This window comes from Wocania ichthyoenteri Th78, from assembly GCF_000789235.1.
Taxonomy (GTDB): domain Bacteria; phylum Bacteroidota; class Bacteroidia; order Flavobacteriales; family Flavobacteriaceae; genus Wocania_A; species Wocania_A ichthyoenteri.
This window is the reverse complement of sequence record NZ_KN525716.1, coordinates 1,838,841-1,852,296: the sequence shown is the minus strand read 5'-3', so window position 1 is coordinate 1,852,296 and position 13,456 is coordinate 1,838,841. Positions and strand designations below refer to the sequence as shown.

The 13,456-nt window shown below is 32.2% G+C and carries 14 protein-coding genes; 12 read left to right on the top strand and 2 right to left on the bottom strand.

Annotation, left to right across the window (positions count from 1 at the left end; genetic code table 11):
• Window positions 1-8 precede the first annotated feature (8 nt).
• From RG22_RS08035 to RG22_RS07985, 11 genes are all read left to right on the top strand, one after another.
• Window positions 9-503 (top strand): F0F1 ATP synthase subunit B, encoded by a 495-nt coding sequence (locus tag RG22_RS08035; RefSeq protein ID WP_034042293.1) that lies wholly within the window; start codon window positions 9-11, stop codon window positions 501-503.
• A 6-nt stretch (window positions 504-509) separates the two neighbouring features.
• Window positions 510-1,046, top strand: a complete 537-nt coding sequence (gene atpH, locus RG22_RS08030) for an ATP synthase F1 subunit delta (RefSeq protein WP_034042292.1) — start codon at window positions 510-512, stop codon at window positions 1,044-1,046.
• Window positions 1,047-1,052: 6 nt separating this feature from the next.
• Entirely contained in the window at window positions 1,053-2,633 is a 1,581-nt protein-coding gene (gene atpA, locus RG22_RS08025) for a F0F1 ATP synthase subunit alpha (protein WP_034042291.1), read from the top strand.
• A gap of 56 nt (window positions 2,634-2,689) precedes the next feature.
• Window positions 2,690-3,550 carry an ATP synthase F1 subunit gamma gene (gene atpG / locus RG22_RS08020; protein WP_034042290.1) on the top strand — a complete coding sequence of 287 codons (861 nt, stop codon included), beginning with the start codon at window positions 2,690-2,692 and terminating at the stop codon, window positions 3,548-3,550.
• A 132-nt stretch (window positions 3,551-3,682) separates the two neighbouring features.
• The gene (locus tag RG22_RS08015; RefSeq protein ID WP_034042288.1) at window positions 3,683-4,165 is read left to right on the top strand and encodes a hypothetical protein; all 483 of its coding nucleotides are present in this window, start codon (window positions 3,683-3,685) and stop codon (window positions 4,163-4,165) included.
• An 85-nt stretch (window positions 4,166-4,250) separates the two neighbouring features.
• On the top strand, window positions 4,251-5,693 hold the full coding sequence (locus RG22_RS08010; RefSeq protein WP_034042286.1) for an oligosaccharide flippase family protein: 1,443 nt from the start codon (window positions 4,251-4,253) through the stop codon (window positions 5,691-5,693).
• 8 nt (window positions 5,694-5,701) lie between these two features.
• Complete coding sequence (gene dut, locus RG22_RS08005; RefSeq protein WP_034042284.1) at window positions 5,702-6,136, top strand: dUTP diphosphatase; 435 nt, start codon at window positions 5,702-5,704, stop codon at window positions 6,134-6,136.
• Window positions 6,137-6,246: 110 nt separating this feature from the next.
• On the top strand, window positions 6,247-7,266 hold the full coding sequence (locus tag RG22_RS08000; protein ID WP_034042282.1) for a sugar phosphate nucleotidyltransferase: 1,020 nt from the start codon (window positions 6,247-6,249) through the stop codon (window positions 7,264-7,266).
• 50 nt (window positions 7,267-7,316) lie between these two features.
• Window positions 7,317-8,678, top strand: coding sequence for a tetratricopeptide repeat protein (locus RG22_RS07995; RefSeq protein WP_034042280.1), 1,362 nt, complete (start codon window positions 7,317-7,319; stop codon window positions 8,676-8,678).
• On the top strand, window positions 8,678-9,445 hold the full coding sequence (gene lolB1, locus RG22_RS07990) for a lipoprotein insertase outer membrane protein LolB1 (RefSeq protein ID WP_034042279.1): 768 nt from the start codon (window positions 8,678-8,680) through the stop codon (window positions 9,443-9,445). The genes RG22_RS07995 and lolB1 overlap by 1 nt, the downstream gene beginning before the upstream one ends.
• A gap of 2 nt (window positions 9,446-9,447) precedes the next feature.
• Window positions 9,448-10,677 carry a murein hydrolase activator EnvC family protein gene (locus RG22_RS07985; protein WP_244462132.1) on the top strand — a complete coding sequence of 410 codons (1,230 nt, stop codon included), beginning with the start codon at window positions 9,448-9,450 and terminating at the stop codon, window positions 10,675-10,677.
• A 15-nt stretch (window positions 10,678-10,692) separates the two neighbouring features.
• On the opposite strand, the gene RG22_RS07980 is transcribed toward RG22_RS07985, so the two are convergent.
• Both RG22_RS07980 and RG22_RS07975 read right to left on the bottom strand, forming a co-directional pair.
• The gene (locus tag RG22_RS07980; RefSeq protein WP_034042276.1) at window positions 10,693-11,202 is read right to left on the bottom strand and encodes an acyl-CoA thioesterase; all 510 of its coding nucleotides are present in this window, start codon (window positions 11,200-11,202) and stop codon (window positions 10,693-10,695) included.
• An 80-nt stretch (window positions 11,203-11,282) separates the two neighbouring features.
• Window positions 11,283-12,218 (bottom strand): HU domain-containing protein, encoded by a 936-nt coding sequence (locus RG22_RS07975; RefSeq protein WP_034042275.1) that lies wholly within the window; start codon window positions 12,216-12,218, stop codon window positions 11,283-11,285.
• A gap of 104 nt (window positions 12,219-12,322) precedes the next feature.
• On the opposite strand from RG22_RS07975, the gene dprA reads away from it, so the two are divergent.
• Entirely contained in the window at window positions 12,323-13,447 is a 1,125-nt protein-coding gene (gene dprA / locus RG22_RS07970) for a DNA-processing protein DprA (protein ID WP_034042274.1), read from the top strand.
• Window positions 13,448-13,456 lie beyond the last annotated feature (9 nt).

The window sequence follows — 13,456 nt, the reverse complement described above, 5'->3', positions numbered from 1 at the left end:
AAAAAGAAATGGATTTAATTACACCTCAATTTGGATTGGTTTTTTGGACAGCAATTACATTTTTAGTATTGCTATTCATTTTAAGAAAATTTGCTTGGAAACCTATTTTAGGAGCAGTTGAAGAAAGAGAAGATGGAATTAAGAATGCTTTAGCATCTGCAGAAGAGGCGCGTAAAGAGATGGAGAATCTTCATGCAGATAATGAACGTATTTTAAAAGAAGCCCGTGCAGAACGTGAAGCAATGCTTAAAGAAGCACGCGATATAAAAGCAAAAATGATTACTGATGCTAAAGATGAAGCACAAGCACAAGCAAACAAAATGATTGAGCAAGCACAAGCTGCTATTGAAAGCGAAAAGAAATCTGCTATGGCAGAGCTTAAAAATCATGTTGCAGGCTTATCATTAGATATTGCAGAAAAAGTAGTACGTCAAGAATTATCTAATAAAGACAAACAATTAGAATTAGTTGAGTCTATGTTAGGTGAAGCAAAATTAAACTAAGAAATAATGGCGGGAGCAAGAGCAGCAGTACGTTACGCAAAAGCAATTTTAAGTTTAGCATCAGATAAGAATATAGCTGAGGTTGTAAATAATGACATGAAGTTAATTGCAACAACTATTGCAGGTAATAAAGACTTAAATAGTATGCTTCAAAGCCCTGTAGTTAAATCATCTAATAAAAAGGCTGTATTGCTTGAGGTTTTTAAAGGCTCAAACGCAATGACAACTACTATGATAGATACCCTTATTACAAACAGAAGATTAGCACTTTTAAATGATGTAGCTACTAGTTATAACCGTTTGTATGATGAATTAAAAGGGATTCAAATTGCACAAGTAACAACTGCAATTCCCTTAACAGATGATTTAAAAGTTAAGGTTTTAGCAAAAGCGAAAGAACTTACAGGAAAAGATGTGGAAGTTAACAATATTGTAGATGCAGAGATTTTAGGAGGTTTCATCTTACGTGTTGGAGACAAACAATACAACGCTAGTATAGGAAACAAATTAAATAAGTTAAAAAGAGAATTTACTTTAAATTAAAATAAAATGGCAGAAGTAAAACCAGCTGAAATATCAGCAATCTTAAAACAACAACTATCAGGTTTTGAAGCATCAGCTTCATTAGACGAGGTAGGAACAGTATTAACAGTAGGTGATGGTATTGTACGTGCTTACGGATTGTCTAATGCTCAATATGGTGAGTTAGTAGAATTTGATGGCGGTCTTGAAGGTATTGTACTTAACCTAGAAGAAGACAATGTTGGTATCGTATTACTAGGACACTCTATAGCAGTAGTTGAAGGCTCTACAGTAAAACGTACTGGACGTATCGCTTCTATTAATGTTGGTGAAGGTATTGTTGGTCGTGTTGTTGACACATTAGGAAGCCCTATTGATGGTAAAGGACCAATTTCTGGTAAGACTTACGAAATGCCATTAGAACGTAAAGCTCCTGGTGTTATTTTCCGTGAGCCAGTAACAGAGCCATTACAAACAGGTATTAAATCTATCGATGCGATGATTCCTGTAGGTCGTGGTCAACGTGAATTGGTTATTGGAGATAGACAAACTGGTAAAACCGCTGTATGTATTGATACCATTTTAAATCAAAAAGAATTTTACGATGCAGGTGAGCCTGTATACTGTATATATGTTGCTGTTGGTCAAAAAGCATCAACGGTAGCGTTAATTGCTAAAACATTAGAAGAAAAAGGTGCTTTAGCTTATACAACTATTGTTGCTGCAAATGCATCAGATCCTGCACCAATGCAAGTATATGCGCCTTTCGCGGGAGCTGCAATTGGTGAATACTTCAGAGATACTGGTCGTCCAGCTTTAATTATCTATGATGATTTATCTAAACAAGCCGTAGCTTACCGTGAGGTATCTTTATTATTACGTCGTCCACCAGGACGTGAGGCGTATCCAGGTGACGTTTTCTATTTACACTCAAGATTATTAGAGCGTTCTGCAAAAGTTATTAATGATGATAGTATCGCTAAAGATATGAACGATTTACCAGATTCATTAAAACCATTAGTGAAAGGTGGAGGGTCGTTAACAGCGCTACCAATTATTGAAACGCAAGCGGGTGATGTTTCTGCATATATTCCAACAAACGTAATCTCTATTACAGATGGACAAATTTTCTTAGATGGTGATTTATTCAACTCTGGTGTACGTCCGGCAATTAACGTAGGTATTTCGGTATCTCGTGTTGGTGGTAATGCGCAGATTAAATCAATGAAAAAAGTAGCAGGTACTTTAAAATTAGACCAAGCACAATTCCGTGAATTAGAAGCATTCGCAAAGTTTGGTTCAGATTTAGATGCTGTAACTTTAAATGTAATTGAAAAAGGAAAACGTAACGTTGAAATTTTAAAACAAGCACAAAACGATCCGTTTACAGTTGAAGATCAAGTTGCTATTATTTATGCAGGGTCTAAAAATTTATTAAGAGACGTACCTGTTGAAAAAGTAAAAGAATTTGAAAGAGATTTCATTGAATTCTTAAACGCAAAACATAGAGGTATTTTAGACACTTTAAAAGCAGGTAAATTAACTGATGAGGTTACAGATACATTAACAAATGTAGCTAAAGATTTATCAGGTAAATACAGAGCTTAATTATTAAACTAATGTCACTTTTTGCTTATTGCGAAGAGTCTTTATAAAAATAAAGAATGGCAAATTTAAAAGAAATACGTAACAGAATATCATCAGTATCTTCAACGATGCAGATTACCAGTGCCATGAAAATGGTATCTGCTGCAAAGCTAAAGAAGGCACAAGATGCTATTACCGCAATGCGTCCTTATGCAGATAAATTAACTGAGCTTTTACAAAGTTTAAGCGCCACTTTAGATGCAGATTCAGGAAGTAAATTCTCAACGCAACGTGAGGTAAAAAACGTTTTAATTGTTCCTATTACCTCTAATAGAGGTTTATGTGGAGCGTTTAATTCTAACATTATTAAGCAAACACAGCACTTAATAAGCAATGTGTATGCAGATAAAAAAGTTTCTGTAGTTGCAATAGGTAAAAAAGCAAATGATGCTTTTGCAAAGCAAAATAGAGTTATTGCTAACAAAAGTGAAGTTTTCGATGATTTAACTTTTGATAATGTTTCTGAAATAGCTGAAATGCTAATGGGAAAATTTGTTACAGGAGAGTTCGATAAAATCGAAATTGTTTACAACAAGTTTAAAAATGCCGCTACGCAAATTGTAATGACCGAGCAGTTTTTACCAATTGTTCCTGTTGAAGGCGAAGCTGATAATAATTCAGATTATATTTTTGAACCATCAAAAATTGAGATCGTTGAGCAATTAATACCTAAGTCATTAAAAACACAGTTATTTAAAGGAATAAGAGATAGCTTTGCTAGCGAACATGGTGCACGTATGACAGCAATGCATAAAGCAACAGATAACGCAACAGAGTTAAGAGACCAGCTTAAGTTAACTTACAATAAAGCACGTCAAGCAGCTATTACCAATGAAATTCTTGAGATTGTTGGTGGAGCGGAAGCGTTGAACAATTAATAAATTTAAAATATTACCTTGAGTATAACCGAAAGGTATTTTTAATAGATATAAAGCCTCACATTTCGTGAGGCTTTTTTTTATGGCATCCATTTTGCAAATAATATCTTTATAATATTCAATTATATTGAAATGAAAACCATTAAAAACATATCAAACACATTATTAATGCTTTTAGTTATGATTAGTTTTTCTAAGTGTTCAACAACTAAAAAACTTCAAAATGCTGTGCCTTTTATAATTGGAGAAGTATATTATCAACATTTGATAGAAGATGTAAAGGGCGGCGATTCTAGATTTAATTTATTTATTCCTGTAACATCAAATCCTAATAGCATAATATTAGATAGTGTTTATTTTAAAGGGCAACAAGCTAAATTAGAAGCTTCTAAAAAACCACTTTTTATAGGTCGTTTCAAAGCCGCTACAAATCAAAAAAAGGATATTATAATGAGTAGCGACCCATATGCAGAATATGGTAATGAAGTACCCGAACTTCCTAAAAAAGCACCTTTTAAATTAGAAGACAACGAATGTGTTATTAGCTACAAACAAGGAAATACACTTAAGTATTTTAAAATCTCAAATATTCTTTTAAAGAAACCTAAGCATTAGCTAACTGTGAGACCTAATAAAGCAATAACTTATCTTTGGTTTACGTTAGCTAAAAACGTATTTTTAGCAGAACAAAATATATCCTTTGAGCGTACTAAAAACTTTCTTTAAAGATACAGTTATCTATGGTTTGGCTATTGTATTGCCTAGACTGATTAACTTTCTTTTAGTGCGTTTGCATACAGATGTGCTTCCTAATGAAGGCTATTCTGAAAACACAGAATTTTACGTAGTTGCAGCCTTTTTTAATGTCATTCTTACTTATGGAATGGAAACATCTTTTTTTAGATTTTTTAGTAAAAACAAAGATAAAGATAGAGTTTTGTCTACAGCAATAATAACCATTGTTGTTAGTACTTTTATTTTTGGAATATTGCTATTTTTATTTAGAGTTCCAATTTCAGAAGCGTTAAGAATCAATACGGATTTCTATTCACTTCTTGTTGGTATTACACTTATTGACACCTTAATTGTAATCCCATTTGCTTATTTAAGAGTCACGGGAAGACCAATAAAATTTGCATCAATCAAATTGATTAATGTTTTTATTATGGTGCTTTTAAATGTGCTTCTACTATCTACAACCTATGGATCAGAAGGATTGAGATCATTATTTAATGTTGAAAACAATGTAGAGTACATATTTATAGCAAACCTTATTGCTAGTGCATTCGTTTTAATTTTAGTATTGCCTTATTTCTTTAAAGCTAAACTAAATTTTGAATTTAAAGTTCTGAAACAATTCTTAAGCTACGGCTGGCCTATCATGATTGCAGGATTAGCTTTTGTAATCAATGAAAATTTAGATAAATGGTTGTTACCACAACTTGAAGGCGAGTTTGTTAATGGAGCATATAGCGCATGTTACAAATTAGCTGTGTTTATGACCTTATTTATTCAAGCCTTTCGAATGGGAGCAGAACCGTTTTTCTTTAATCATTCTGTTAAAGAAAATGCAACACAAACCTACGCAACTATTTTAAAATATTTTACCATAGTTGGTGCTTTGGGTTTAATGTTTGTTGTGATATATATAGATTTGTTAAGACCAATTTTTATAAAAAAAGAAAGCTATTTATTGGCTTTAGATATAGTACCAATTGTTTTGTTAGCTAATCTTTGTTTAGGTATTTATCATAACCTTTCAATTTGGTATAAGCTTACAGACCGTACACGTTTCGGAATGTATATTTCGCTTACTGGGGCAGCGATTACTATTGGATTTAATATCATGTTTATTCCTAAAATAGGTTTTATGGCTTGTGCTTATGCAACACTTATTGCCTATAGTTTAATGATGCTAATTTCATATGTATTAGGTAGAAAGTATTATCCGGTACCTTATGATTTAAGTCGAATTGCAATTTATCTTATAGTAAGTACATCATTAAGTTTCATAACTTATTATCATTTAGATAGAAATATTTTATTAGGAACTGTATTTTTGTTGCTCTTTGTGGTAATAGTTGCTTTTTTGGAACGAAAGGAATTAAAACTAATATTGAAAAAAAATAGAATTTCAAATTAAAAGTTAATATGCAAATTAAAATAATAAATAAATCTAGTCACGATTTACCGCATTACGAAACTGTAGCATCAGCAGGAATGGATTTACGTGCGAATATATCAGAATCAAGAGTCTTAAAACCTTTAGAACGTAGTATAGTAGGCACAGGCTTATTTATAGAATTACCAATAGGTTATGAAGCACAAGTGCGACCACGTAGCGGATTAGCAGCTAAAAAAGGCATTACCGTTTTAAATGCCCCCGGAACAGTTGATGCAGACTACCGAGGTGAAATAGGCGTGATTTTGGTTAATCTTTCAAATGAAGACTTTGTTATTAATAAAGGCGAACGTATTGCACAATTAGTAATCGCAAAACATGAACGTGCTGAATGGGTCGAGGTAAATGAATTATCTGAAACCTCTCGTGGTGAAGGTGGTTTTGGAAGTACTGGAGTCAAATAAACAAATACACAAATCAACTTTTTAGATTGAGTGCAGTCGATACCTAATTGAAATAAAATTTAATATTGAAAAGATTCCCTTCTACAAGGGAATGACAAAAAATAAAACTAATGAAAATAATAGTACCCATGGCAGGACGAGGTTCTCGTTTACGCCCACATAGTTTAACTGTACCAAAACCATTAATTCCAGTTGCAGGACAACCTATTGTTCATCGATTAGTAAAAGATATTGCAAAAGTTTTAAAACAATCTATCGAAGAAATTGCTTTTGTTTTAGGTGATCCAGCTTGGTTTGGAGACGATGTTGTGAAAAGTTTAGAAGCTTTAGCCGAAAGTTTAGGTGCCAAGGCATCTATTTACCGTCAAGATTTACCATTGGGTACAGGTCATGCTATTATGTGTGCTAAACCATCGCTTTCGGGACCTGCGGTTATTGCGTATGCCGATACGTTGATTAGAGCTGAGTTTGATTTAGATAACAAAGCCGATGCTGTTATTTGGACCAAGCAAGTCGAAAACCCTGAAGCCTACGGTGTGGTAAAACTTAACGAAAATAATGAAATTGTTGAGCTAGTTGAAAAACCTGAAACTTTTATAAGCAATCAAGCCGTTATAGGAATTTACTATTTTAAAGATGTTGCCGTTTTAAAAGGAAAGCTACAAGAAATTCTTGACGAAAACATTATGAATGGTGGCGAATACCAAATTAATGATGGTATTAAACGCATGATGGCAGATGGTAAAGTATTTAAAACTGGCACCGTTGATGAATGGATGGATTGTGGAAACAAAGCTATAACCATAGAAACCAATCAACGGATGTTAGGTTTTTTAAAAGCCGATGGAGACGAGCAATTAGTGGCTTCATCAGCTAAATTAGATAACTCAAATATTATTGAACCATGTTTTATTGGAGACAATGTAGTGCTTAAAAACAGCACTGTTGGACCATTTGTTTCTGTTGGAAACGATAGTGTTATTGAGAACACAACCGTTAAAAATAGCTTAATTCAAACCCATACTACTATTAAAAATGCTAATTTAGATAACGCCATGATTGGTAATCATGTAAAATATAATGGTGATTTTACGAGTATAAGTATTGGCGATTATTCTGTTTTGGAATAGTATTTGAAATTGTTAATGTCACCTTGAGCACAGTCGAAAGGTTTTTTTAAATGAAACAAAGAATCTACATATTTCTCTTTATCCTTGGAACATTTTTCTTTCCACAGGAAAACTATGCCCAAGTAGATTTTAATAAAAAACCATATGACGATTTAGGAAATGTAGATGATAAATTTCAAGAACTTTTTTACGAAGCTTTAAAACAAAAGGGTATTGAGAATTACGATCGATCAGTTGAAGTGCTTTTAAAATGTATTGAAATAGATAATTCTGTATCTGTTTTATATTTCGAATTAGGAAAAAACTATATCAAGCTTAAAAATTTTGGTGCTGCCGAAGATGCTTTTAAAGATGCTATAAAAAAAGAACCCGATAATGAGTGGTTTTTAGATGAATTATATGGTTTTTATGCTGAACAGAATGATTATGATAAAGCCATAAAAACAGTTAAACAACTTGTAAAATATCATCCAGATTACAAAGAAGATTTAGCATCGCTTTACGTGCGCACAAAAAATTATAATGAGGCTTTAAAAATTTTAGATGAATTGGATTTAGAGTTTGGAATATCGGTTGCTAGAGATATGCTTCGTAATAAAATTTACGAAGCTACTGGACGAAAAAAAGACCAAATTAAAAACCTAGAATCGCGTGTTGAGAATAATCCAGATAAAGAGTCGAATTATTTAGCCCTTATTTTTCGATACAGCGAAAATAACGAAAAGGATAAAGCTTTTGAAACTGCGAAAGAGCTGCTTAAAATTAATCCGAATTCGCAAATGGTTCACTTAGCTTTATACAAGTTTTATTTAGATGATAATAATACTGAAAATGCTATTGAATCTATGAAAATAGTTTTAAAAAGCAACCAAATAAAACCAGATGCTAAGCTTAAAGTATTATCAGATTTTGTAAATTTTGTTCGTAATAATCCAGAGTATGAAGCAGATTTAGTTGAAGTCACTTCGCTTGTTGGCGATAGTAATAATAGTAAAACTTTAGTTGAGTTAGGACAGTATTATTTAAAAAATGGCGATAAAACTAAAGCCTTAAAATATTACGAAGATGCTTTGGTTTTAGAGGTCGATAACTTTCAAGTTTTACGTAATGTATTATTGCTTTATATTGATTTGAAAAAATATAATTTAGCTTCAGAAAAAAGCAATAGTGCTTTAGAAAAGTATCCATCTCAACCCATATTTTATTTAATAAATGGAGTGGTGTTAAACGCTTTAAATCAATCTAAAAAAGCTATCGAAGTTTTAGAATCTGGATTAGATTATATTATTGACGATACTAAAATGGAGGCAGATTTTTATAATCAATTAAGTAAAGCATATACCTTGTTAAACAATACGGTTAAGGCAAAAACGTTTAGTGATAAGGCAAAACAAATAGAAACCTCAAATTAATGAATAGATATACTTATATCGTTTTTACACTTATTACATTGCTTGCGGTTAGTTGTAAATCAAGCAAAACAATTAGTGCTGGTGTAGCAAATTATAACTTATCTACAAGACAATTAATAAAGGAAAACGCAAAACAAGCAGCAAGTTTTAAGACACTGCAAGCTAAACTTAAAATAACCTATTTTCAAAACCAAAAAGAGCAAACACATTCAGTCTCATTTAGAGCAAAAAAGGATGAAATATTTTGGATAAGCGCAACTTTTTCTGTTATAAGAGCCAAAGTAACACCAGAAAAAGTTAGTTTTTATAACAAGTTGGATAATACTTATTTTGAAGGGAATTATGAGTATTTAAGTGGTTTATTAGGTACAGAATTAGACTTTCAAAAAGTTCAAAATTTATTATTAGGAGAAACATTATTTAATTTAAAAGACGATGTTTATAAGGCGAGTATTGATGATAATATTTATGTGCTTCAACCTAAAAAGCAACGCGATTTATTTGAAATCTTTTTTTTGTTAGATCCGTCGCATTTTAAAGTGAAATCGCAGCAAATATCACAACCAAAAGAACAAAGGATTTTACAGATTGATTATTTGTCGTATCAAAAAGTTGGTAGTCAAACATTACCACAGTATGTGAAAATTAATGCTGTTGAATCAAATCAAGAAACCATTATAAAGCTAGAATTTAAAAACGTATCGTTAAATGAAGACTTACGTTTTCCGTTTAAAATACCTTCTGGTTTTAAAGAAATTAAGCTATAACATTGAATAACAAACACACATATAAATTTTTAATGCTACTTGGGTTTTGTTTGTGTTTTGCTTTGGGTTCATCGCAAAATAATAAGCAAAAAGAGTTAGAAACACGACGACAAGAATTACGACGCGAAATACAGAAAATTAATGAATTACGCTTAGAAAATAAGTCAAAAGAAAAATCACAATTGTCATTAATTGAAGATTTTAATTATAAAATAAATGTGTTAAATAACTTAATTAAAGTTACTAACCAACAAGCGAATTTAATTACTAGAGAAATTAATTCGAATCAAAAGCAAATTACCAAACTTCGTGCGGAATTAAAGCAATTAAAAGAAGATTATGCAGCAATGCTTGTTAAGTCTTATAAAAGCAAAAACCAACAAAGTAGGATTATGTTTTTGTTGTCTTCTAACGACTTTAAACAAGCCTATAAAAGATTACAATACATTAAACAATATGGTGACCATCAAAAGCAACAAGGAGAAACTATAAAAGGAAAAACGGCAGAATTACAAAACATTAATGCCAATTTATTAAAGCAAAAAGAAGATAAACAAAAGCTAATAACAGAAAATAAAGTGACTCAAAAATCATTAGAAACCGAACGCAAGCAGCATGAAGTTTTAATGAAATCTATTAAAAATAACATTAATCTTTACACGTCTCAAATTAATAAAAGACAGCGCGAAGCAAATAGAATTGATGCCGAAATAGACAAAATTATAAAAGCAGCTATTGCAAAATCTAATAAAAAAGCAGGGAAATCTTCAAGCTCAAAAACATTTGCTTTAACACCAGCGGGGAAAGCTTTGGCAAAAGATTTTGAATCGAACAAAGGGAAACTGAGTTGGCCAGTTGAGAAGGGTATTGTAAAAGTGCGCTATGGCACACAACCGCATCCTATTAATCGGTCGTTAACCATTAAAAGTAATGGTGTTAGAATTGCTACCGAAAAAAACGCTAAAGTAAGATCTATTTTTAATGGCGAAGTTATAGATGTTGTTAGAATGAAAAATGTAAACCCTATAGTTATAATTCGTCATGGTAACTACATTACTTACTACAAAAACCTTTCTAAAGTTTATGTAAAAGAAGGTGATAAAGTTGTTACTAAACAAGAAATAGGCGAAGTTTATACTAATAAAATAAATGGAGAGACAATACTAAGTTTTAGTATTTCTAAAGAAAGTAATACCCAAAATCCTGCGTCTTGGATTTATAAAATGTATTAGCAAATTATATTTAAATTACTCAAACAAAGCCTTAAGTTCGGTAGCTTTATCTGGTGTGATTTTACCAGCCAACAACAAACTTAATTGTTTACGACGTAATGCAGCATCAAAACGCTCTTTTTCTAAATTGGTTTGTGGATGTACTTCTGGAACAGAAACAGGTCTACCAGTATCATCAACAGCAACAAAGGTGTAAATGGCTTCGTTAGCTTTAGATTTTTCACCAGATTCTCTGTCTTCAATCCAAACATCAATAAATACTTCCATAGAAGTTTTAAAGGCACGAGACACCTTAGCTTCAACGGTAACTACGCTACCTAAAGGAACGGCTTTATTAAATGCTACATGATTAACCGATGCGGTAACAACAATACGTCTACTGTGTCTTCTAGCTGCAATACTAGCGGCACGATCCATTCGCGCAAGTAGTTCACCACCAAATAAATTATTTAGCGGGTTGGTTTCACCAGGTAAAACCATATCGGTAAGCGTTGTTTTTGATTGCTCGGGTGTTTTTGCTTGCATCACTTTTATTTTAATGATGTTGCAAAGGTACTATGCTTTTAAGTATTAAAGAAGTAAAAAGGCGTGAATTGTTTTAGAGCTTAATCGAGTTTTTTAACTAGTAACCACGCATCTTTATTGTGTGTTTTTCTAATCTCGCGGATGGCTTTAAGTGCCTCTTGACCATTTTCGTAACTCGCATAAACCACTTCGTGTAAACCGTATTTGTTTACGCCAATTTTTCTGGCGCTAAAACCATCTTTTTTTAGCTTGTTTATTATTTTATTACAGTTTTCTTCAACTCTAAAAGCGCCTGCAACAATATGATAATTGCCAGTTTGTTTAGAGACATTTAAGGTAATAGCAGGTAATGGGTTCAAACTAAAAGTAGCTTGCTGTATTTTAGTATCTAGTTGTTTTGTCGCTTCTTCTTGCGCTAATTGGTTGTGTGTTTCAATTTGATTAACATAAAAATTAGAAGCAGCAAAACCACCAAGCGTTAATGCAACTAAAGCTACAGCTGCATATTTTAAATACGGTCTAGTTTTACGTTTTTCAAGAGAAACGGTAAGCGGAATTACGTTTTCAATTTGCTCAACCTCTTTCTTGTATACTTCGCGAGTTACGGAAGGTGATGTAAATTGAGATAAACCAAATGAATCGGTTAAATAGTTAAGATTATAAGTTGGTTCAAATAAAATTTTGCCCTCATTATTAAATACCACTTCGCCAATATTATTAAACGTAAGTGTTTCACCTTGGGTTAAATACGATTTAAGTATTTTAACACGTTTCGCAATTTTTTTGGAAGCAATCTCAAAAGGAATTTTTTCTACATCGGCAATATAGTGTGCTAATAGTCCATCGTTTTGCTGAATTTGCTCGTTAAACGACACCGCTTTTTTTGGCGGATAAAACGCATGTGTTGAATTATTAATCGAAGCAGATACGCGTTGCGTTAAAAAAGATCCAAATTCTGGAATCGTAACACACTCATATCTATATAATAAATCGCTTATGTAGGTTTCTAATTGCATAAAAACAAAGTTAAAAAATTATGCTTTCAGATAAAATTTCGAGCGAAGTATTTATTAACAGTCGAAAAATTCTTTTATTGTAGCTTTAAAACCAAATGTTTACGATGACAGAAAATAGTTTGCTTTATACTTTAGCCTTACAGCATGTACCAAATATTGGCGATATTACTGCCAAAAGGCTCATTTCTCATTGCGGTTCTGCTGAGGCTGTTTTAAAAGAAAAAAAGCAAAACCTGCTTAAAATTGATGGAATTGGTAGTGTTATTTTAAGTGATTTGTTTGAAACTTATCATTTAAAAGAAGCAGAAAAAGAGATAAAATTTATTAAAGAAAACCAACTCAAGGTTTTATATTTTAAAGGAGACAGTTATCCTGAAAAATTAAAACATTGTATTGATGGCCCTATTGTATTGTTTCAATCAGGACATATTAATTTAAAGCAACAACACATTATTAGTATTGTTGGTGCAAGAAAAATCACAACAAATGGTATTGCATTTTGCGAGAATTTGATTGAAGCACTGGTGCCTTATAATCCCATAATTGTTTCAGGTTATGCTTATGGAACCGATATAACAGCGCATAAAGCAGCTTTAAAACACAATTTACAAACCATTGGCTGTTTAGCACATGGGATGCATACCATTTACCCAAAAGTGCATAAAAAATACATGGCTGAAGTTAAAAAACATGGTGGGTTTTTTACCGATTTCTGGAGTAGTGACACCTTTAATAAAAACAATTTTTTAAAAAGAAATAGAATTATTGCTGGTTTAAGTGAAGCTACGATTGTTATAGAGTCTGCTGAAAAAGGTGGAAGTTTAGTTACTGCCGATATTGCAAATTCGTATAACCGCGATGTATTTGCAGTTCCTGGGCGCATAACAGATTCGCAAAGTGTGGGTTGTAATAATTTGATAAAGCACCAAAAGGCACACATGCTTTCCAATCCTTTAGATGTACCTTATATTTTGAATTGGCAGTTGGAGGAAGATGATATTTCGACAGGCTCAATAACCAAACCAACCATACAAAAACAGCTATTTGTTGAGTTAGATACCACTGAAAAAATTATTTATAATTACCTAAAAGCAAACGAGAAACAACTATTAGATGTAATCGCTATTAATTGCGAAATGCCCATTTTTAAAGTGGCTAGTATTTTGTTAACTATGGAATTAAAAGGCGTTATTAGGCCGTTGCCTGGGAAGTTATTTGAGGTGGTTTAATAGCCAATA